This window comes from Actinomadura sp. GTD37, assembly GCF_041951365.1.
Lineage (GTDB): Bacteria > Actinomycetota > Actinomycetes > Streptosporangiales > Streptosporangiaceae > Spirillospora.
Genome location: NZ_JBGNUS010000001.1, coordinates 2,150,167 through 2,169,947, shown reverse-complemented (window position 1 = coordinate 2,169,947; position 19,781 = coordinate 2,150,167). Strand labels below are relative to the sequence as shown.

Sequence of the window (19,781 nt, the reverse complement as noted above, 5' to 3'; positions counted from 1 at the left end):
CACCATCCTCCGGAACACGACCGAAAACCCCGCCCATGCTACGTGCGCCGTCCCCCGCCGACCATGTCCGGCTCCCTTCGACCAGGACGGTGAAATGCGGGAGCCCATGCGGACATGTGACCTCCATCTGGTCAATTCGCCGCGCCTCGGGCGCGCGACGAGAGGAGAGGGCTTGCCATCCCCTTTGGACGATCCGCCGGACGACCGGCGGCGCCGGTTCGAGGAGGTCTACGCCGCGAACCGCGCGCGGATCCTCGGGTACGCGCTACGCCGCACCAGTGACCCGCAGGACGCCGCCGACGTCCTCGCCGAGACGTTCCTGACGGCATGGCGGCGGCTCGACGACGTCCCGCCGGGCGAGCAGGCGCGGCTGTGGCTGTACGGGGTGGCGCGCCGGGTGCTCGCCAACCACCACCGCGGCGAGCGCCGCCGGTCCGCGCTGGCCGCCGACCTAGGGTCCCGGCTCCGCGCCGAGGCTGCCGTCCAAGACGCGCCCGACCCGCCCGCCGCCGGCAGCGTGTTCCGCAGCCTGCCGGACGCCGACCGGGAGCTGCTGTCCCTGGTCGGCTGGGAGGGCCTGGACCACGGCGAGATCGCGGCCGTCCTCGGCTGCTCCCGCAACGCCGTGCGGATCCGCCTGCACCGCGCCCGCCGCCGGTTCGCCCACGCGCTGGACCACGCGGACGCGCCCGCCCTGCCCGCCGCCGCGCGGGTTCCGAACGGAGAACACGCATGAACCGCGACATCGACACCACGCTCGCCCGGCTCGCCACCGTCACCGACGCCCAGGCCGCGCGCCTGCTGCCGGACGACGCCGCCGCCGACCTCGCCTACCGCATCACCGCCACCACCACGGCTCAGGCGGCGCCTCGGAAGCGGCGGTCGCCACTGCTGACCTTCGGCCTCCCCCTCGCGACCGCGGGCGTGGCCTGCGCCGCCGTCACGGTGGCCATCCTCACCTCGGACGGCGAACCGGCGCGTCCGCCGTCCGCCGTCTCCACTCAGCCGAGCCCGAACGTCTCGCTAGTGGCGGCCCTGTCGTTCACGCGCAAGGGCGACCACATCGACGTGAAGGTCCGCGACCCCCTCGCGGACCCGAAGCGCTACCGGGCGGAGTTCGCCCAGCACGGACTCAAGGTCAAGCTGTCCTTCGTGCCCGGGTCGCCGTCCATCGTCGGCACCGTCGTCATGATGGACACGAGCGGCGCCACGAAGCCCCGCGACGTCACGACCATCACCGCCAAGGGCGAGTGCGAGACCGGCGGCGGAGGCGATGTCTGCCCGGTCGGCGTCCGCATCCGCACCGACTACAAGGGCACCGCCGAGATCGTGTTCGCCCGCGCCGCCCGTCCGGGTGAGCAGTACTCCAGCAGCGCCCCGGCCACCGCACCGGGCGAGGCGATGCACGGCATGACCTACCGGGGACACCGCGTGGGCGAGGTACTGGCCGCCCTGAAGAAGCGCCACGTCTCCGTGCCCGAGTACCGATACGAGGTCGGCAACGAGAGCAAGGTCCTGTACCCCGGTCAGGTCCCGGACACCTGGTACGTCCACGACGCGACTCCCTGGGCCAAGAACCAGGTCCTCCTCTTTGTGGGCAAGACCCCGAGGAGTGAGAGTGCCCCCACCGACCCGGGCCCCGGTCGTCCGACGCCGACCGCCCGGCCCTCGGCCTGAGCGGACGCAGCGTCCCGCGCGCGTGGCGCCGACGGCTCAGGTCTCCGCGCGGAGGGCGAGGGCGTCGAGGGCCGCGTACGCGCCGGTGATCGTCACCAGACCGGCCATCGGGCCGCGCGGGACGTCGCCGCGGGCGAGGTGGGCGAGGCCGGCGGCGGTGTCGCAGGCGTCCACCATGAGGCAGAGCCGCCGCCAGCGCCGCCGCGCCGCCGGGTCGCTCAGCAGGTAGCCGAGCCCGAGGGCGACGGCCCGGCTCCCGAAGACGCGGATCAGGTAGCGGAGTTCGGGGGCGTCCCGGCCGCCCATGCCCGCCAGCTTCACGTTGAGGCCCGGCGCGGCCAGCGCCAGTGCGCCCCAGGCGACGCGGCCGCCCGCCGCCAGTTCCATTGCGCGTTTCATGGCGCCGACCATTCCAGCCGCGCCGCCGCGAATCGATTACCTCGCGGGTAACCGCGTCAGGAGGCGAGGGCGGCGCGGGCGGTCATGAGGGCGAAACCGAGGAGGTTCTGGCCGCGCCACGTCGACGCCTGTTCGGCCCGGGGGTCGTCGGCGGCGAGGCCGATGCCCCAGACGCGGTCGAGGGGGCTCGCCTCCACGAGGACGCGGTCGCCGGTGCCGAGGAGGTAGTCGCGGAGGTCCTCGTTCTGGCCGAACTTGGCTTCGCCGCCTCGTGTGACTATGGCCACACGATTGTCCCGCCACGTCTGCTCGTCGAAGTTCCGGACGCGGCGGCCGAGGTCTTTCGCGAGACGGGGATGGGGCGCGGCGATCACGGCTGCGGCCGTTTCCTCGTCGCCGAAGAGGCGGGCTTTCCCGGCCATCATGAAGTGCTCGGCGGTCGCGTAGGAGATGCCGTCGACGGTGAAGGGGGACGGCCACCACTGGCTCAGGTAGCCGGGACCCGGCGTCCGATGTCCCCAGAAGAACAGGAACTTCAGGCGGGCGCCCGCGTTCTGGAGGCGGGTCAGTTCGGCTACGTCCATGGGCAAGAAGGGTGCCAGGCGGGCCGGCCGGAGGCCACCCGGTTTCCGCACGGGAATGGATGATCGATTAGCGGTGTTAAGTATCGCGTCGCGTCCTACCGGGGGAGGGACGCGGTCTAGACCATTTTGCGAAAGCGGGCCGGTCGCCGGGAACATCGGGTAATTGGACCCCGGCTCGAACTGGGAGGACTGCAGCACCAATGGACAATGCCCTGGCGAACCCTCGTCGCACAAAGATCGACTCGTGGCCGGAGCGGCGCCCGATGGACGCCGACGCCGAGCGTCCCGCGGAACCCGACGCCACGGACGATCTCGCCGCGCGCTGAACCGCGGCCGATAGATCGGAACCCGTCCGGATGATCCGGGCGGGTTCTCGGCGTCTCAGGGGGGCGGGGCGGTGCTGGCGCGCAGCACCACCTCGCCCGCGACGCGCTCGATGCGGCTGCGGCGGGCGGCGGGCTCGCGCAGGGCGAGGCCCATGACGCGCTCCCCCATCGCGTCCAGCGGCAGCGCGACGGTGGTGAGCGGCGGGGTCAGGTCGCGGACGATCGGGACGTCGTCGAAACCGGCGAGCGAGACCTCGCCCGGCACGGAGACGCCGTGGTCGCGGAAGGCGGCCAGCGCGCCGATCGCCATCACGTCGGTGACGGCGAACACGCAGGTCGGACGGGGTGCGCGCCGCAGCAGCTCGGTCGCCGCCGCGTAGCCTCCGTCGCGGGTGAACGCGGCCTCGACGATGTGCTCGGACGGGACGCGGACGCCCGCGCCGGCGAGCGCCTCGGTGAAGCCGCCGAGCCGGTCGGCGACCGTGGTCAGGGCGTGCGGGCCGGTCAGCACGGCGAAGTCGCGGTGGCCGAGGTCGAGCAGCGCGCGGGCGAGGGCGGCGGCGCCCTCCCGGTTCTGCGGCAGGACGGCGTCCACCTTGAGGCTGCGGTGCCGGCTGAGGACGGCGACGCGGCCGCCGGTGCGCTGGTAGGGGTCGAGTTCGGCGGCCATCGAGCGCTCCCAGTCGCGGTCCTCGAAGCCGGAGCCGATCAGCAGGATCGCGCGGGCCCGCTGGGCGCGCAGCATCGCCACGTACTCGATCTCGCGGGACGGATCGCGGAACGTGCTGGCGAGCATCACGAGCATCCCGTGCTCGGCGGCGGTGCGCATCACGCCGCGGGCGACGCCGGCGAAGTACGGGTCGCTGACGTCGTGGCAGACCACGCCGACCGACATGCTGGACGAGCTGGCGAGCGCCTGCGCGTGCGCGTTCGGCGTGTAGCTGAGCCTGCCCGCCGACGCGAGGACGCGTTCTCGCAGGTCGGCGCGGACCTGCGAGGTCCCGTTCAGGACGCGGGACGCGGTGGCGAGCGAGACGCCGGCGTCGCGGGCGACGTCCTGCAGCGTGACGTACGCCCGAGCGCCGGCGCGCTCCTCCTCCGCGGCCTCCGTCATCACCGCCCGCCCCCTCGGTCGACGCGGGCCACGCGGCGGGTTTCTGGCCGACACCCTCTTGACCGCGGTGCGCGTCGCTTCCTACGGTACATCAGAAAGCGCTTTCTGAACGCGCTTTCCCAGCCACCCGTCCGGAGGAATCCATGGTGAGTCAGGGCACGACGACCGCGACGCCCCCGGCGGACGCTGCGGGCGTCGTCGAACGCGACCGGCCCGGCGCGGGCGAGCGGATCCGCGACGGACTCGAACGGACATGGCGGCCCGCCGCCCTGCTGGTGGCGTGCTTCGCGGCCTGGTGGGCCGTGAGCGCCTTCAAGCTCGTCGAGGCGTACCTCGTCCCCTCGCCCGGCGCGACGCTGCGGCTGATGGGCGACAAGTGGGGCTACATCTGGGAGCACACCTGGGTCACCACGTACGAGACGCTGATCGGCTTCGCGCTCGCGGTCCTCATCGGGGTCGGCGCCGCGGTGATCATGGTGTACTCGGCGACGGTCGAGCGCACCCTCTACCCGATCCTGCTGTTCGCGCAGGTCATCCCCAAGATCGCGATCGCCCCGCTGTTCGTGGTGTGGCTCGGCTTCGGCATCGGTCCCAAGATCGTCGTCGCGGTGCTGATCGCCTTCTTCCCGGTGGTGATCTCGATGGTCGCCGGACTGAAGGCGGTGGACCCGGAGATGCTGGAGCTGTCGGCCACGATGGGCGCGAGCCCGCTGGCCACGTTCACCAAGATCCGGCTGCCCGCCTCGCTCCCGCACCTGTTCTCCGGCCTCAAGGTCGCGGTCACCCTCGCCGTCACCGGCGCCGTCGTCGGCGAGTTCGTCGGCGCGAACAAGGGGCTCGGCTACGTGATCCTGCAGGCCAACGGCAACCTCGACACCCCGATGCTGTTCGCCGGGCTGCTGGTCATGTCGGCCATCGGCGTCGTGCTGTTCGTCGTCGTCGAGGTCGCCGAGAAGCTGCTGCTGCCGTGGCACGCGAGCCGCCGCGGCGAAACCGTCACCACCGCCTACTGACCCCGCACCGCCTGCTGACCCGGCACCGCCTCCCGACTTCCACTGACCCCCCGCCGCAACCCATCCCTACGGAGGGCCGTCCGAAATGAAACTCCGCACTCTCGCCATCGCCGTCCTCGCACCGGTCATGGCGTTCACCGGCGCCGCGTGCGGCGGGGACTCCGACCAGACCACGAGCGCGTCGGGCAAGAAGCTGACCAAGGTCACGCTGACGCTGAACTGGTACCCCTACGGCGAGCACGCGCCCTTCTACTACGGCAAGAAGAAGGGCATCTACGAAAAGCACGGCATCGACCTGGAGATCAAGGCCGGGCAGGGGTCGCAGAAGACCGTCCAGGCCGCCGCCGCCGGGCAGACCGACTTCGGCTGGGCCGACACGCCCGCGCTGCTCGGCGCCGTCGACAAGGGGATGCCGGTCAAGAGCATCGGCGTGTTCCTGCAGACCACGCCCGCGTCGGTGCAGTCGTTCACCTCGGCCGGGATCAAGAAGCCCGCCGACCTGAAGGGCAAGAAGATCGCCGGGACGGCCGGGGACGCGCTCGCCCGCACCTTCCCGGTGTTCCTGCAGAAGAACGGGATCGAGGCGGGCGAGGTGCCCGTCCAGAACACCGACCCGGCCGGGAAGATGGCCGCGGTGCTGTCCGGCAAGACCGCCGGGCTGATGGGCTTCGCCAACGACCAGGGCCCGACGATGGCCGACAAGTCCGGCAAGGACGTGTCGTACCTGCGGTACTCCGACTTCGGGCTGAACTTCTTCTCCAACGGCCTGATCATCGGCGAGCGGAAGCTGAAGAGCGACGCCGACCTCGTCAAGGAGATGGTCGCGGCCACGAGCGAGTCGTGGACGGCCGCGGAGGGCGACCAGGCGGGCGCCGTCGCGTCGATGGCCGGCGCGTCCGAGCAGCTCCCGCCCGAGAAGGTCCTCACCGAGCAGTTCACGACGACGCTGACGCTGCTGCACACCCCCGCGACACAGGGCAAGGCCCCCGGCGTCAACTCCGAGGACGACTGGAAGACGACGATCACCACCTTCCAGCAGGCCGGGGTCATCGAGAAGGCACAGCCGCCGTCGGCGTACTGGCAGGCGTCGGCCGCTCCGCAGGCATGACGGGACGAGCGATGAGGACCATGAGCAAATCGGCCGCCGAACCGCAGACCGGGCGGGAGACCGCCGTCAGCCTCGACGGGGTCGCGGTCAAGTTCCGCACCCGCAAGCGCGACGTCACGGCGCTCCGGGAGGTGTCGCTGGACGTCGCGATGGGCGAGTTCGTCGCGATCGTCGGCCCGTCCGGCTGCGGCAAGTCCACGATGCTGAAGCTGGTCGCGGGGCTGCTGAAGCCGTCGTCCGGGAACGTGCTGCTGCGCGGCGACAAGGTCGCGGGGCCGCGGCACGACATCGGCTACGTGTTCCAGCGCGCCGCGCTGCTGGAATGGCGCAGCGCACGCAAGAACATCCTGCTCCAGGCGGAGATGCGCAAGATGCCGGGCGAGCAGGCCCGCAGGCGCACCGCCGAGCTGATCGAGATGACCGGCCTGACCGGGTTCGAGGACGCGCTGCCGCACGAGCTGTCCGGCGGCATGCAGCAGCGGGTCGCGCTGTGCCGGGCGCTGCTGCACGAGCCGCCCGTCCTGCTGATGGACGAGCCGTTCGGCGCCCTCGACGCGCTCACCCGCGAGCAGCTCAACGTCGAGATGAACCGGATCTGGCGGGAGACGGGCACGACGGTCCTGCTCGTCACGCACTCGATCGCGGAGGCCGCGTACCTGGCCGACCGGGTCGTGGTGATGACCGACCGGCCCGGCACGATCCAGGAGGTCATCGACGTCGGCCTGCCGGCCGAGCGCGACTACTCCGCGACCATGGCCCGCCCCGAATTCGCCCGCGTCACGAGCCGCGTCCGGGGCCTCCTCGGCGCGGGTGCCGCGGCCGACTGACACCCACACGACAGGTTGGAAAGGAACGGGATGGCACGCAGGTCCATCGGGATCGTCATGAACGGCGTCACCGGCCGGATGGGGTACCGCCAGCACCTCCTCCGCTCGATCCTCGCGATCCGCGAGGAGGGCGGGGTGCGCACGGGCGACGGCGACGTGCTGTGGCCGGAGCCCGTGCTCGTCGGGCGCAGCGAGGCCAAGCTGCGCGACCTGGCGGAACGGCACGGGCTGACCGCCTGGACGACGGACCTGGCCGAGGCGCTGGCGCGTCCGGGCGTCGACGTCTACTTCGACGCGCAGGTCACCGGCGCGCGGGTGGACGCGATCCGCGCGGCCGTCGCGGCGGGCAAGCACGTCTACACCGAGAAGCCCCTCGCCGAGGATCTGGCGGGCGCGCTGGCGCTGGCCCGGCTCGCGGACGAGGCGGGCGTCAAGCACGGCGTCGTCCAGGACAAGCTGTTCCTGCCGGGCCTGCTCAAGCTGAAGCGGCTGGTGGACGGCGGCTTCTTCGGCCGGATCCTGTCGGTGCGCGGCGAGTTCGGCTACTGGGTGTTCGAGGGCGACTGGCAGGAGGCGCAGCGGCCGAGCTGGAACTACCGGGCCGAGGACGGCGGCGGGATCATCCTCGACATGTTCTGCCACTGGCGGTACGTCCTGGACGGGGTGATCGCGCCGGTCCGGTCCGTGCAGGCGCTCGGGGCGACGCACGTCCCCGAGCGCGCGGACGAGGACGGCAAGCCCTACGAGGCGACCGCCGACGACGCCGCGTACGGGATCTTCGAGCTGGACGGCGGCATCGTCGCGCAGATCAACTCGTCCTGGACGACCCGCGTGTTCCGCGACGAGCTGGTGGAGTTCCAGGTGGACGGGACGGAGGGGTCGGCGGTCGCCGGGCTGCGGCGCTGCCGCGTCCAGCACCGGTCGATGACGCCGAAGCCGGTGTGGAACCCCGACCTGCCCGCCACCGAGGACTTCCGCGCGCAGTGGCAGGAGGTCCCGGACAACACCGAGTTCGACAACGGCTTCAAGACGCAGTGGGAGATGTTCCTGCGGCACGTCGCCGACGACGGGCCCTTCCCCTGGGACTTCTACGCGGGGGCGCGCGGCGTCCAGCTCGCCGAGCTGGGCCTGCGGGCCTGGCGGGAGGGCCGCCGCCTGGAGGTTCCGGAGCTGTGAGGATCGAACTGCCCGGCCTGGCGGCGCCGCACGTCATGGGAGAGCCGCGCACGTACCCGCCGCCGCCGGGGCCGAGCACGTCGCGGGTCGCGTACGCCGCCGCGCACGTGGTGCCCGACCCGGCCGGCGACTCGCTCGACTGGGACGCGACGCTGGCGTTCCGCCGGCACCTGTGGTCGTACGGGCTGGGCGTCGCGGAGGCGATGGACACCGCGCAGCGCGGCATGGGCCTGGACTGGGCGACGACCCGCGAGCTCATCGTGCGGAGCGGTCGGGAAGCGCTTTCAGTCGGCGGCCGCATCGTCTGCGGCGCGGGCGCCGACCAGCTCCCGCCCGGCCCCGCGACGCTGGACGACATCGTCGCCGCCTACACCGAGCAGCTCGCGGTGATCGAGTCGGTCGACGCGGTGCCGGTGCTGATGGCGAGCCGCCACCTGGCCGCCGCGGCGCGCGGGCCGGACGACTACGCGGCGGTCTACGGGCGGCTGCTGGCGCAGGTCGAGCGGCCGGCCGTCCTGCACTGGCTGGGGCCGATGTTCGACCCGGCGCTCGACGGCTATTGGGGCTCCGCCGACCTGGACGCCGCCACCGGCGCCCTGCTCGCGCTGATCGGCGAGCACGCTTCCCGGATCGACGGGGTGAAGATCTCGCTGCTGGACGCGGACCGGGAGATCGCGTTCCGGCGGCGGCTCCCGTCCGGCGTGCGCCTCTACACCGGGGACGACTTCAACTACCCGGACCTGATCAAGGGCGACGCCGAAGGGCACAGCGACGCGCTGCTCGGCGTCTTCGACCCCATCGCGCCCGCCGCCGCCGCGGCCCTGCACGCGCTCGACGGCGGCGACCTCACGTCCTACGAGGAGGTATTCGCCCCGACCGTGCCGCTGTCCCGCCACCTCTTCGAGGCCCCCACCTACTACTACAAGACCGGTGTGGTGTTCCTGGCCTGGCTGACCGGCCACCAGCGGCACTTCCGCATGGTCGGCGGCCTGGAGAGCGCCCGTTCCGTACCGCACATGGTCCGCCTCTTCCAGCTCGCCGACGCCGCCGGCCTCTTCCCGGACCCCGCCCTCGCGGCGCACCGGATGCGCGCGTGGCTGACCGTCCAAGGAGCCGCATGACGAGGTTCAGCCTGAACCAATGGACGACCCGGCACTGGCCCATGCCGGACCTCGCGAAAGGCTGCGCGTCGGCCGGCGTGGCAGGCGTCGGCCTGTGGCGGGAGCCCGTCGCCGAGTACGGCCTGGCCCGCACCGGCGAGCTCATGCGCGCCCACGGGCTGGCGGTCACGTCGCTGTGCCGGGGCGGCTTCTTCCAGGAGCCGGACGCGCTGGAGAGCAACCGCCGCGCCGTCGAGGAGGCCGCCGAGCTGGGCGCGCCCGTCCTGTGCCTGGTGAGCGGCGGCCTGCCGGACGGGTCCCGCGACCTGGACGGCGCGCGCGCACGGGTCGCGGACGTCCTCGCCGAGATCGCGCCCTACGCGGGCGAGCACGGCGTGCAGCTCGCGCTGGAACCGCTGCACCCGATGTACTGCTCGGACCGCTGCGTGGTCTCCACCCTCGCCCAGGCGCTCGACATGGCCGCGCCCTTCCCGGCCGCCCAGGTCGGCGTGATGATCGACACCTACCACCTGTGGTGGGACCCGGACGTCTGGGCCGGCATCGCCCGCGCGGGCGCCGAGGGCCGGGTGGCGCTGTTCCAGGTCGCCGACTGGGTGACGCCGCTGCCCGCGGGCGTCCTCACCGGACGCGGCATGCTCGGCGACGGCCGCGTCGAGCTGCGCCGCTTCCGCGAGGCCGTCGACGCCACCGGCTACACCGGGCCGATCGAGGCGGAGATCTTCAACGACGCGCTGTGGGCCATGCCGGGCCCCGAGGCCCTCGCCCTCACCCTGTCGCGCTTCGCGGAACACGTCGCGTGACGTCCGCGCCGGCCCGTCCGCGCGCGTTCGGGGACGGGGGACGGACGTGGCGCGCGGCGGCCGGCGCGTGGCTCGGGATCGGCACGGCGCCCGGCGCGCTCGTCCTCGGGGCGCAGGTCGGCGGGCGGCACGACGGCGCGCTGCCCGTCCTGGTCCTGCTGGTCGGCGGCGCCGTCATGACGGCGCTGCTGGCCGCGCAGGGGCGGCTCGGCCTGCGCCCGCCCGCCGGGGAGAACGCGGGCATGGCCGAGCTGGCGCCGCGCTACCTGCCGCCGGTCGCCGAGCGCGCGTTCACCGCGCTGCTCGCGGTCGCGATGGTGGGCTGGTTCGGGTTCAACCTCGGCCTGGGCGGCGCGGCCGCCGCGGCGCTCGGCGGCGTCCCGGACGCGGTGGGCGTCGCCGCGCTGACCGTCCCGCTGGTCGCGCTGCTGATCACGGGCGGCGGGCGGTGGAACGCGGTCGCGGTCGTGACCACGCTCACCGCGATCGCGCTGATCGGCATCGTCGCCGTGAAGCTCGCGCCGCCCGCGTCGCCGGTCTCGCTCGCGCGGGACGGCCCGCCGGGCGTCCTCGCCGCGGACCTCGCCGGCTACATCGGGTACGTGTCGGTGTTCGCCGTGCGCTCCCCCGACTTCACGGTCGGGCTGCGCGGGCGCGGCGACCTCGCCGCCTGCGTCGCGCTGCTCGTCGTCCCGGCGCTCGCGGCGTCCGTCGTGGGCGCCGGGGTGGCGGCGGCGAGCGGCTCCACGGACGTGGTCGCCGTCCTCGCCGGGCCGGACGGGCTGCCGGCCGCGAACTTGTTCGTCGCCGCGTCGGTCATCGCCCCGACGCTGGCCGCCGTCCACTCCGGGGCCCTCGCCGTCCGCCGCTTCCTGCCCCCCGGACGCGCGCGGCCCGGTACCGGCGCGGGTCTTGGTACCCGCGCGCGTCTCGGTATCCGCGCGCGGCCCGGTGCCGACGCAAGTCTCGGTACCGGCGCGCGGCCCGGTGCCCGCGCGTCGCGGGTGGACGGGCGGCAGGCGGCGGCCGTGCTGGCGATCGCCGTGCCGGGCGCGGTGCTCGCCGCGCTGCGGGTCGACCGGATGCTGCTCGACTGGCTGACGGTGCTGGCGGCGGCGCTGCCCGCGCTCGTCCCGCCGATGGCGGCGGAGGCGGCGCGCCGGCGGCGGGGGCGGCCGGGACGGCCCGTGGCCACGTGGATCTGGGCGCCCGGGGCCGTCGTGGCCGTGGCGCTGACCGTGGCCGGGCACGCGGCGGCGGCGCCCGCCGGTCTCGCCGTCTCGGCGGCCGGGACGCTCGTCCACGCGTGGCCGCGCCGGACGCGGTCATGACCCGATGCGGACATGCGGCAGTCCGATATTCGTCCTTGACGCCGGGCCGGGCCGGTCGTACGTTCGTGAAAGCGCTTCCAGAAAGCGCTTTCCAGCCATCGCCTACCCCCCTTTGGACGGCCGGAATGCGAAGAAAGCTCAGCTGGTGTCTTCTCGCGCTCGCGGCGCTGCTGCTGCCGCTGCTCGCCGTACCGCCGGCGGCGCAGGCGCGGGACGACGCGCCGATCCTCGACCCGATCCCCGACGACCCCGCCCCCTCCGGCCTCGGCCTCGTCCTCCAGGAGGTCGCGCAGCTGCCGCAGTCGAAGCCGACCGGAACCCCCACCGACCCCCGGCTGCTGCGGTGGAACCGCATCAACTACGTCGGCGAGGTCCCCGACCGCTCGGGCCGGCTCTACGTGCCCGACCTGAACGGCAACCTTTACCTGCTCGACAAGAAGACCCGCACCCCGCACGTCTACCTGGACGTCGCCGCCGCCTTCGCGCCCGACTTCTTCTCCCAGGCCGGGCTCGGGCAGGGCTTCGGGTTCGTCGCGTTCCACCCCGACTTCCGCAGGAACGGCAAGTTCTACACCGCGCACGTCGAGGCCGGGGACGCGCTGAAGACCAAGACGCCCGACCTCACGCCGCAGCCGAACACCGGCTTCCACGGCGTCGTCGACGAGTGGACCGCGTCCGACCCGAAGGCTGACACGTTCTCCGGGACGCACCGCGAGATCCTGCGCATCGGGTTCTCGGGACGCATCCACAACCTCCAGCAGCTCGACTTCAACCCCAACGCCCGCCCCGGCGGCGCCGACTACGGCAAGCTCTACCTGACGGTCGGCGACGGCGGCAACGGCAACGTCGGCGACAACGGGGGCGACCCGCAGAACCTCGCCGTCCCGCAGGGCAAGATCCTGCGGATCGACCCGTCCGGGAACGACAGCGCCAACGGCAGGTACGGCGTGCCCGCCGACAACCCGTTCGCCGGGCAGTCCGGCAAGCTCGGCGAGATCTACGCCTACGGGATGCGCGACCCGCACCGGTTCAGCTGGGACACCGGCGGCGCGCACCGGATGTTCCTCGCCCACATCGGCGAGCACGAGATCGAGTCGATCCACGAGATCTACGCCGGCGCCAACATCGGCTGGAGCGAGCGGGAGGGCGCCTTCACCTTCCGCAAGGACGACCGCTGCCACCTGTACCCGCTGCCGGCGGACGACGACCAGTACGACTACGAGTACCCGCTCGCGGCCTACGACCACGACCCGCCGCCGGACTGGGACTGCCGCAGCGACGTCGGCCACGCCATCTCCGGCGGCTACGTCTACCGGGGCGCGAAGCTGCCCGCGCTGCGCGGCAAGTACCTGTTCACCGACATCGTGGACGGCCGGCTCATGTACACCGAAGAGTCGGAGATGAAGCACGACGCGTCCGGCACGAACCGCGCGCAGATCTACGAGATGACGGCGTACGACACGTCCGGCAAGCCCGTCACGATGCGGGAGCTGGCCGGCGACGAGCGCGTCGACCTGCGCTACGGCATGGACGCCAAGGGCGAGCCGTACCTCCTCGCCAAGGCCAACGGCAAGATCTGGAAGGTCGTCGGGACGAAGCACGTCGCGTCCTGCAAGGCGGGACCGGTCCAGGTCAAGCACGCGATGGGCGCCCAGAACTGGGCGCCGGTGACGCCGTCCAAGTGGACGTTCACCGGTGACCAGGTCGTCCTCGCGGAGGCGGGCGAGCAGCGTCCCGGCCCGCGCCGCCCGTTCGAGTACGCGGTGCTCACCAAGGGGCCCGCACTCGGCTCGACACGCATCGAGGCGAAGGTCCGGCTCGACACGCCCGTGTCGGTCGGCAACCGGGACGTCATCGTCGTCTTCGGCTACCAGGACGACACGCACTTCTATTACGCGCACCTGTCCAGCGACAACACCATCTACCCGCACAACGGGATCTTCCTGGTGAACGGCGCCGACCGGCAGCGCATCGACCAGCAGTGGAACGCCAACCGGTCGCACGGCGCGCCGCCGTCCATCACGGACGAGGCGTGGCACGGCGTCCGGGTGGACCGCTGCGCGGACACCGGGGAGACCGCCGTCTACGTGGACGGCTCGTCCCGCCCGGTGTTCACCGCCCGCGACACGACCCTCGGCTCCGGCCGGGTGGGCTTCGGCTCGTTCGACAACATCGGCCGGCTCCGCGACCTGACCGTCCGCGGAACCCCAGCGAAGTAACGGCCTCCTCCGGGCGGGCGGCGGTCGGCCGCCGCCCGCCCGGAGGACTCCAAGGAGTCCACATGCTGATTCGCCGCGGCCCCGCAGCCCTCGTCACCGTGCTGCTGGGCGCCTCCCTGTCCGTCGCCGTCCCGGCCCAAGCGTCGACCGGCGGCGTCTTCCCGCCCCTGAAGAAGAACCTCATCTCCTACTACGACTTCGAGCATCCGGTGCCCGGCGACCCGTCCCGCGAGTCCGACCGCGGCCGGTCCGGCACCACGATCGACCTGGTCAACGGCGGCGCCGGCATGCGGGTCAGGGACGGCGCGCGGCGGCACGCCGTCCAGCTCAAGCAGGTGGACCCCTCCGCGAACGGCAACGACGACTGGAAGGCGGGGACCTACTCGGCGACCGGCGTCCCGTCCCTCCGCGCGTTCAACTCCGCCAAGGGCGCGACGCTCATGGGCTGGTTCAAGATGACCGGAGCCAACCCGAGCCCCAACACCGTCACCGCGAACCCGTCCGACATGTACAACGCGATCGGGCTGTCCGGCCTGCTCACCGGCGACTCCGACGGGCACGGCGTGCGCGCCCTGCTGGAGATCATCGAGGTCTCCGGAACCCTGCACGTCGTCGCGCTGGGCCGCCGCGTGGACGGGTCGCAGTCGCAGACGTTCGCCGCGAGCGAGGACTGGCGGAGCGTCCTCCCGCAGAACACCTGGGTGCACCTCGCCGCGACGTTCGACTACGACACCGGGCAGATGGCGCTCTACAAGGACGGCGCGCCGCTGCCCGGCTTCTACACCGTCGCCGGGGACCCGTGGGGCGTCGAGGGCGACCCCGAGCCCGACGTCACGTCCGCCACCGACCCGCGCGGCATCAAGATCGGCGGCAGCTTCCCGCAGAACAACGTCGAACGGAACCCCTGCAACTGCCGCATGGACGGCCTGATGTTCCTCGACCGCGCCCTCACCCCCAAGGAGGCCGCCATCCAGTACAAGTTCGCGAAGCACTGACCCGCACGCCGCCGGCGCCCGCCTCGCACGGGCGCCGGCGGTTCTCTTCCCCGGCTCCACGAGGCGGACGACCGGCGGACTGCAACTACTCGCTGGGCGCGTTCTGGGTGGAGCGCACGACTCCCGCCGGGCCGGCCGCCTCCTCGGCGTCCTGTGTCGCGGCCCAGGTGCCGAGCAAGCGGATCGCCTCCTCGGACGGTGATCCGGGTTCCGGCGCGTAGGCGTACATCCAGCGTTCGCCGTCGGGCAGTTGGAGCGCCTCTACCTGCATGGTCAGCTCGCCGACGACGGGATGGCGGAACCGTTTGGGCCCCCGGCACGGCACCTCGACGTCGTGCTCGGCCCACCACGTCCGGAACTCGGGGCTGGCGACGGACAGTTCGCCGACCAGCGCATGCAGCCGCCTGTCGTTCGGGTAGCGGCCCGCGGCCTCCCGCAGGACGCCGACGCTCACGCGCGCGTTCATCTCCCAGTCGACGAGGAGGTCGCGCGTCGACGGCCGCAGGAACAGCCAGCGCGGGTGGCCGGCCGCCTCGGACGGCATCGGTTCGAGCCCCGCGAGCAGCGCCCGGCCCATCCGGTTCATCGCGTGGACGTCCCCGCGCGAGTCGATGATGATCGCGGGGAACGTGAGGCTGTCGAGCATCATCCGCATGCCCGCGTCGAGGGGCGCGAGCCGCAGTTCGCCGCCGGGCTCGGGCGGGGCGGCGGCCGCCCGGACGAGGTTGTGCAGGTGCAGCCGCTCGACCCCGGTCAGCCGCAGCGCGCGGGCGATCGCGTCGAGCACCTGGTCGGACGGCTGGAGCGGCCGTCCCTGCTCCAAGCGGGCGTAGTAGTCGAGGCTCACGGCGGCCAGCATCGCGACCTCTTCGCGCCGCAGGCCCGGGACGCGGCGCCGGCCGCCCGCCGGGATGCCGACGTCCTCGGGCCGGACGCGCGCCCGCCGGGTCCGCAGGAACTCTCGCAGCTCACCGTTCTTGGCCATGCTCCAACGGTATGCGGCGAATGCGCCGCCAAGGGTGGGTCTGTGCGTCCGAGGTTGCCGCCGCCACTGGTGGGGGCGGTGCACGGGGCCGCATGGTGGACGCATGACCACCATCACTCAGACCGCGCCGCTCGGCGACAGGACCGTGCGGCGCATCGGCTTCGGTGCCATGCAGCTCGCAGGCCCCGGGGTGTTCGGACCGCCCGAGGACCCGGACGCGGCCCGCGCCGTGCTGCGCCGCGCCGTCGAACTCGGCGTCGACCACATCGACACCGCGCAGGTCTACGGTCCCGATGTCGTCAACGAACTCATCGCCGAGGCGCTGCACCCCTACCCGGACGGCCTCGTCCTCGCCACGAAGGTCGGCGGCGCCCGCGACGAGCGGGGCGAATGGGTGCGGGCGTCCCGTCCGGAACAGCTGCGGGCGACCGTCGAGCAGGACCTGCGCACCCTGCGGACCGAGCGGATCGGCCTCGTGAACCTGCGTCGCCAGGTCGGGGGCCCCGAACCGGACGCCGTCCCGCTCGCCGAGCAGCTCGGCGCCCTGACCGATATGCGCGACGAGGGCAAGCTCGGCCTCATCGGCCTCTCGACCGTCTCGGCCGGCATCGTCGAGGCCGCCCTGGAGATCACCCCGATCGCCGAGGTGCAGAACGCCTACGGCATCGCGAACCGCACGGACGAGCCGGTCGTCGATCTCTGCCGGGAGCACGGCATCGCCTACGTCCCCTACTACCCTCTCGGCTCCGCGTTCACCGGCGGCCCGCGGGCGCTCGCCGCCGACCCGGCGATCGCGTCAGTGGCGGCCGGGCACGGCGTCTCGGCGTCGCAGATCGCGCTCGCCTGGCTGCTCGCCCACTACGACCGCATGCTGCTGATCCCCGGCACGAGCTCGGTCGCCCACCTCGAAGAGAACCTCGCCGTCGACGGCATCGGGCTGGACGACGAGGACATGGCCGCGCTCGACCGCGTCGCCCACCTCGGCGCCCCGAGTTTCTGACGGAACGGAAGGCCCGGCGCCGGATCGTCGCCTAGGTGCACAGGCGGGCGGTGTAGAGGCCGTCGTCGGTGGCCGCGACGAGGGTGCCGTCCGGGGCGAGCGCCAGGTCGTTGGGCGGGGCCGGGAACTCGATGCGGTGCGACGGGGACATGGCGGCCGCGTCCCAGGCGAGGACGGTGCCGGGCTCGTCCCGGAGGGCCGCGGCGGCGAGGAGGCGCTCGCCGACCAGGGACGCGGCCGGCCGGTCGCAGGGGGCGGGGGTCTCCAGAGTCGCGAGGAGGTCCCCGTCGAGGCCGCGGACGCGCAGGTCGGACGGGGTCGCCTGGACGAGGACGAGGCCGCCCGGGGACGGGGCGAGCACCGCGTCGGCGGCCGGCAGGACGGCGACCTCCTCGCCCCGCTCGACGTCGAGGAGGCTGACCGCGGAGTCGCCGGGCAGGCCGATGAGGGAGCCGGTGGCGGGCGTGGCGTGCAGCGTCCAGCGTTCGAAGGCCGTCCGGTGGCCGAGCCAGAGGGTGAACTCGGCGAGCCGCTCGCCGGTGAGGGCGTCCCACACGACCGCCTCGGCGTCGTTCGCGGGGCCGAAGACGGCGACGACCGCGGCGCGGCCGTGGTGGACGGCCAGGCCGAGGAGGTCGGGCCGCCCGTCGAGCACCGGCTCCTCGCCGGTGGACAGGTCGTGGACGTGGACGCGGTCGCGGTACGTCCACGCGACGGTCGGCGATCCGGCGGGGAGGCCGAACGCCCATTCGGCGCGGTCGGTGGGGAAGCCGGGGATCGGGGCGCCGAGGGCGGCGCCCGCCGCCAGGTCCCAGAGCTGACCGGCGTTCGCGCCCCGGGCCGCCTGGGAGGTGAACGCCAACGGCGGCCCCTCGGCGGTGACGGCGGCACCGTCGAACGTCCCTTGCGCCAGCGGTTCCGCCAGCACGCTTTCCGGCATGCGAGGGACAGTAGGGCACCCGGCCGCGGTCGTTCCACGGACTCGCGGAAACTGGGTCGCGCTGTGACGTTTCCGCGTCCCGCGAAGCTGTAACGGGTCAGCCGGCGGCGCGGAGGCGCGCGGCGGTCTCCTCCGGGGAGACGTCGTTGATCCAGGCGCCCATGCCGGACTCCGACCCCGCCAGGTACTTGATCTTGTCGGGGGCGCGGCGGACGGAGAAGAGTTCGAGGTGCAGGCGGAGCAGGTCGGTGCCCACGGGGGCCTGGTGCCAGCCGGCGACGTACGGGAGCGGCGCGCCGTACAGGGCGTCGCAGCGGCGCAGGAGGTCCCGGTAGAGGACGGCCAGCTCGTCGCGTTCGGCGGCGTCCAGCGCGGTGAGGTCGGGGACGTGGCGGTGCGGCATCAGGTGCGCCTCGACCGGCCAGCGGGCGGCGGCCGGGACGTAGGCCGTCCAGTGCTCGCCCGCGAGGACGACCCGGCCGCCCGCGCGCTCGGCCTTCAGGACGTCCTCGAACAGGCCCGGCCGGGCGGCGGCCGTCGCGAGCATGCGCTCGGTGCGGGGCGTGACGAACGGGTACCCGTAGATCTGGCCGTGCGGGTGGTGCAGCGTCACGCCGATCTCCACGCCGCGGTTCTCGAACGCGTACACCTGCCGGACGCCGGGGACCGCGGACAGGTCGGCGGTGCGGTCGGCCCACGCGTCGACGATCGTCCGGACGCGGGAGACGGGCAGCCGCGACATCGCGCCGGAGTGGTCGTCGGTGAAGCACACGACCTCGCAGCGCCCGGCGCCGCGGGCGCGGGCGACGCCGTCGATCTCCGGCGGGACGGGCGGCGTGCGGACGTCGAAGGACGGGAACCGGTTCTCGAACGCCACGACGTCGTAGGACGGGTCCGGGATCTCCGACGCGGGCCCGCCAGGGCACAGCGGGCACTGGTCGGCGGGCGGCAGGAACGTGCGCGTGTTGCGGTGCGCGGTGATCGTGACGTGGTCGCCGGTCAGCGGGTCGCGGCGCGTCTCGCACAGCGGCTCGACCGGCCGCAGCCCGCGCGGGTCGGGGACGGGCGCCCGGCCCGGCCGCTCGTCGTAGTAGACGATCTCGCGGCCGTCGGAGAGGCGTGCGCGTGTCCGGTTCATCTCGGCGGCAGCCTACCGCGACCGATGATCACCCGGTCGGCGCGCCCGCCGGGTTCCGCGCCCCGTTGACGGCCAGCAGATGCCGCACCAGCGTCGTCAGCACCTCCTTGCCGGAGGCCCGTTCGCGCACGTCGCAGAGGACGACCGGGGTCTCCGCGCGGAGGTCGAGCGCCTCGCGGATCTCCTCGGCGGCGTAGTCGTAGCCGTCGGCGAAGCAGTTCACGGCGACGACGAACGGCAGGCCGCGGTTCTCGAAGTAGTCGACGGCGGGGAAGCAGTCGGCGAGGCGGCGGGTGTCGGCGAGGACGACGGCGCCGAGCGCGCCGAACGACAGCTCGTCCCACATGAACCAGAAGCGGTCCTGGCCGGGCGTGCCGAACAGGTAGAGGACGAGGCCCTCGCGGATCGTGATGCGGCCGAAGTCCATCGCGACCGTGGTGGTCGTCTTCTGCTCGACGCCCTCGGTGTCGTCGACGCCTAGGCTCCGGTCGGTGAGCAGCTCCTCGGTCTGCAGGGGCCGGATCTCGCTGACCGCGCCGACGAGCGTGGTCTTGCCGACTCCGAATCCCCCGGCGACGAGGATCTTCACCGCGACCGGGACCGCCGCGGCGGACCCCGCGGACCTCGTGGACCCCTCGGTTTCCGCGGGCTCAGAGGGCTTGGAGACCATGGAGCACTTCCCTCAGCAGACGTTCCTGGGAGAGCGGGCTCTCCTGTTGGGGGCGGGTTGCGGTGATGAGCCGGTGGTGCAGCAGGTCGCCGAGCAGGACGCGCACGACGACCAGGGGGAGCCGCATCCGCGCCGCGATCTCGGCCACCGGCTGCGGCTGCACGCACATCTCCAGGATGTCGAGATGCTCGGGGCCGATGCCGGGCGAGCCCGACCGGGGCCGCGCCGCGGTGGAGACTATCGTGATCATGTCGAAGCCCTCGCCCGCGGCGGGTCTCGCGCGCCCGCGCGTCAGCGCGTACGACCGTACGATCGGGCCGGCCTCGTCATCGAGCCATTCGCTGCCAGGACCGGTCAT

General features: G+C 73.2%; 21 protein-coding genes. 13 read left to right on the top strand and 8 right to left on the bottom strand.

The window, feature by feature from the left end:
• Positions 1 to 172 precede the first annotated feature (172 nt).
• Together ACA511_RS10465 and ACA511_RS10460 are read left to right on the top strand one after the other, a co-directional pair.
• The gene (locus tag ACA511_RS10465) at positions 173 to 736 is read left to right on the top strand and encodes an RNA polymerase sigma factor (protein WP_375023895.1); all 564 of its coding nucleotides are present in this window, start codon (positions 173 to 175) and stop codon (positions 734 to 736) included.
• Positions 733 to 1,677, top strand: a complete 945-nt coding sequence (locus ACA511_RS10460; protein ID WP_375023894.1) for a hypothetical protein — start codon at positions 733 to 735, stop codon at positions 1,675 to 1,677. The genes ACA511_RS10465 and ACA511_RS10460 overlap by 4 nt, the downstream gene beginning before the upstream one ends.
• 36 nt (positions 1,678 to 1,713) lie before the next feature.
• On the opposite strand, the gene ACA511_RS10455 is transcribed toward ACA511_RS10460, so the two are convergent.
• Together ACA511_RS10455 and ACA511_RS10450 are read right to left on the bottom strand one after the other, a co-directional pair.
• Positions 1,714 to 2,076 (bottom strand): hypothetical protein, encoded by a 363-nt coding sequence (locus tag ACA511_RS10455; RefSeq protein ID WP_375023893.1) that lies wholly within the window; start codon positions 2,074 to 2,076, stop codon positions 1,714 to 1,716.
• A gap of 56 nt (positions 2,077 to 2,132) precedes the next feature.
• Positions 2,133 to 2,660: an NADAR family protein gene (locus tag ACA511_RS10450; RefSeq protein WP_375023892.1), complete on the bottom strand. Its 528-nt coding sequence runs from the start codon at positions 2,658 to 2,660 to the stop codon at positions 2,133 to 2,135.
• A 200-nt stretch (positions 2,661 to 2,860) separates the two neighbouring features.
• Between ACA511_RS10450 and ACA511_RS10445 the strand changes: the two genes are divergently transcribed.
• Positions 2,861 to 2,986, top strand: a complete 126-nt coding sequence (locus tag ACA511_RS10445; RefSeq protein WP_375023891.1) for a hypothetical protein — start codon at positions 2,861 to 2,863, stop codon at positions 2,984 to 2,986.
• 55 nt (positions 2,987 to 3,041) lie between these two features.
• On the opposite strand, the gene ACA511_RS10440 is transcribed toward ACA511_RS10445, so the two are convergent.
• On the bottom strand, positions 3,042 to 4,100 hold the full coding sequence (locus tag ACA511_RS10440; protein ID WP_375023890.1) for a LacI family DNA-binding transcriptional regulator: 1,059 nt from the start codon (positions 4,098 to 4,100) through the stop codon (positions 3,042 to 3,044).
• Between the two features lie 143 nt (positions 4,101 to 4,243).
• Between ACA511_RS10440 and ACA511_RS10435 the strand changes: the two genes are divergently transcribed.
• From ACA511_RS10435 to ACA511_RS10395, 9 genes are all read left to right on the top strand, one after another.
• Complete coding sequence (locus ACA511_RS10435; RefSeq protein WP_375023888.1) at positions 4,244 to 5,113, top strand: ABC transporter permease; 870 nt, start codon at positions 4,244 to 4,246, stop codon at positions 5,111 to 5,113.
• 85 nt (positions 5,114 to 5,198) lie between these two features.
• Complete coding sequence (locus tag ACA511_RS10430; RefSeq protein WP_375023887.1) at positions 5,199 to 6,221, top strand: ABC transporter substrate-binding protein; 1,023 nt, start codon at positions 5,199 to 5,201, stop codon at positions 6,219 to 6,221.
• 20 nt (positions 6,222 to 6,241) lie between these two features.
• Entirely contained in the window at positions 6,242 to 7,048 is an 807-nt protein-coding gene (locus ACA511_RS10425) for an ABC transporter ATP-binding protein (RefSeq protein WP_375023886.1), read from the top strand.
• A 30-nt stretch (positions 7,049 to 7,078) separates the two neighbouring features.
• On the top strand, positions 7,079 to 8,224 hold the full coding sequence (locus ACA511_RS10420) for a Gfo/Idh/MocA family protein (protein WP_375023885.1): 1,146 nt from the start codon (positions 7,079 to 7,081) through the stop codon (positions 8,222 to 8,224).
• 35 nt (positions 8,225 to 8,259) lie between these two features.
• Positions 8,260 to 9,345: a dihydrodipicolinate synthase family protein gene (locus tag ACA511_RS10415; RefSeq protein WP_375024725.1), complete on the top strand. Its 1,086-nt coding sequence runs from the start codon at positions 8,260 to 8,262 to the stop codon at positions 9,343 to 9,345.
• Positions 9,342 to 10,145 carry a sugar phosphate isomerase/epimerase family protein gene (locus ACA511_RS10410; protein ID WP_375023884.1) on the top strand — a complete coding sequence of 268 codons (804 nt, stop codon included), beginning with the start codon at positions 9,342 to 9,344 and terminating at the stop codon, positions 10,143 to 10,145. Before ACA511_RS10415 ends, ACA511_RS10410 begins: the two co-directional genes overlap by 4 nt.
• A complete protein-coding gene (locus tag ACA511_RS10405) occupies positions 10,142 to 11,476 on the top strand; it encodes a hypothetical protein (RefSeq protein ID WP_375023882.1) in 1,335 nt (444 codons plus the stop codon). The genes ACA511_RS10410 and ACA511_RS10405 overlap by 4 nt, the downstream gene beginning before the upstream one ends.
• A 125-nt stretch (positions 11,477 to 11,601) precedes the next feature.
• Positions 11,602 to 13,695, top strand: coding sequence for a PQQ-dependent sugar dehydrogenase (locus ACA511_RS10400; protein ID WP_375023881.1), 2,094 nt, complete (start codon positions 11,602 to 11,604; stop codon positions 13,693 to 13,695).
• Positions 13,696 to 13,757: 62 nt separating this feature from the next.
• Entirely contained in the window at positions 13,758 to 14,690 is a 933-nt protein-coding gene (locus ACA511_RS10395; RefSeq protein WP_375023880.1) for a LamG-like jellyroll fold domain-containing protein, read from the top strand.
• 85 nt (positions 14,691 to 14,775) lie between these two features.
• Here the strand turns inward: ACA511_RS10395 and ACA511_RS10390 are convergent, their stop codons facing one another.
• Positions 14,776 to 15,675 carry a helix-turn-helix transcriptional regulator gene (locus ACA511_RS10390; protein WP_375023879.1) on the bottom strand — a complete coding sequence of 300 codons (900 nt, stop codon included), beginning with the start codon at positions 15,673 to 15,675 and terminating at the stop codon, positions 14,776 to 14,778.
• 103 nt (positions 15,676 to 15,778) lie between these two features.
• On the opposite strand from ACA511_RS10390, the gene ACA511_RS10385 reads away from it, so the two are divergent.
• Entirely contained in the window at positions 15,779 to 16,675 is an 897-nt protein-coding gene (locus tag ACA511_RS10385) for an aldo/keto reductase (RefSeq protein ID WP_375023878.1), read from the top strand.
• Between the two features lie 31 nt (positions 16,676 to 16,706).
• Here the strand turns inward: ACA511_RS10385 and ACA511_RS10380 are convergent, their stop codons facing one another.
• The 4 genes from ACA511_RS10380 to ACA511_RS10365 all read right to left on the bottom strand — a co-directional run bounded on the left by ACA511_RS10380 (position 16,707) and on the right by ACA511_RS10365 (position 19,781).
• Positions 16,707 to 17,615, bottom strand: a complete 909-nt coding sequence (locus ACA511_RS10380) for a hypothetical protein (RefSeq protein ID WP_375023877.1) — start codon at positions 17,613 to 17,615, stop codon at positions 16,707 to 16,709.
• Positions 17,616 to 17,712: 97 nt separating this feature from the next.
• Positions 17,713 to 18,753, bottom strand: coding sequence for a galactose-1-phosphate uridylyltransferase (galT, locus tag ACA511_RS10375; RefSeq protein ID WP_375023876.1), 1,041 nt, complete (start codon positions 18,751 to 18,753; stop codon positions 17,713 to 17,715).
• A gap of 28 nt (positions 18,754 to 18,781) precedes the next feature.
• Positions 18,782 to 19,423 carry an ATP/GTP-binding protein gene (locus ACA511_RS10370; protein WP_375023875.1) on the bottom strand — a complete coding sequence of 214 codons (642 nt, stop codon included), beginning with the start codon at positions 19,421 to 19,423 and terminating at the stop codon, positions 18,782 to 18,784.
• Positions 19,404 to 19,781 (bottom strand): DUF742 domain-containing protein, encoded by a 378-nt coding sequence (locus ACA511_RS10365; RefSeq protein WP_371947923.1) that lies wholly within the window; start codon positions 19,779 to 19,781, stop codon positions 19,404 to 19,406. The genes ACA511_RS10370 and ACA511_RS10365 overlap by 20 nt, the downstream gene beginning before the upstream one ends.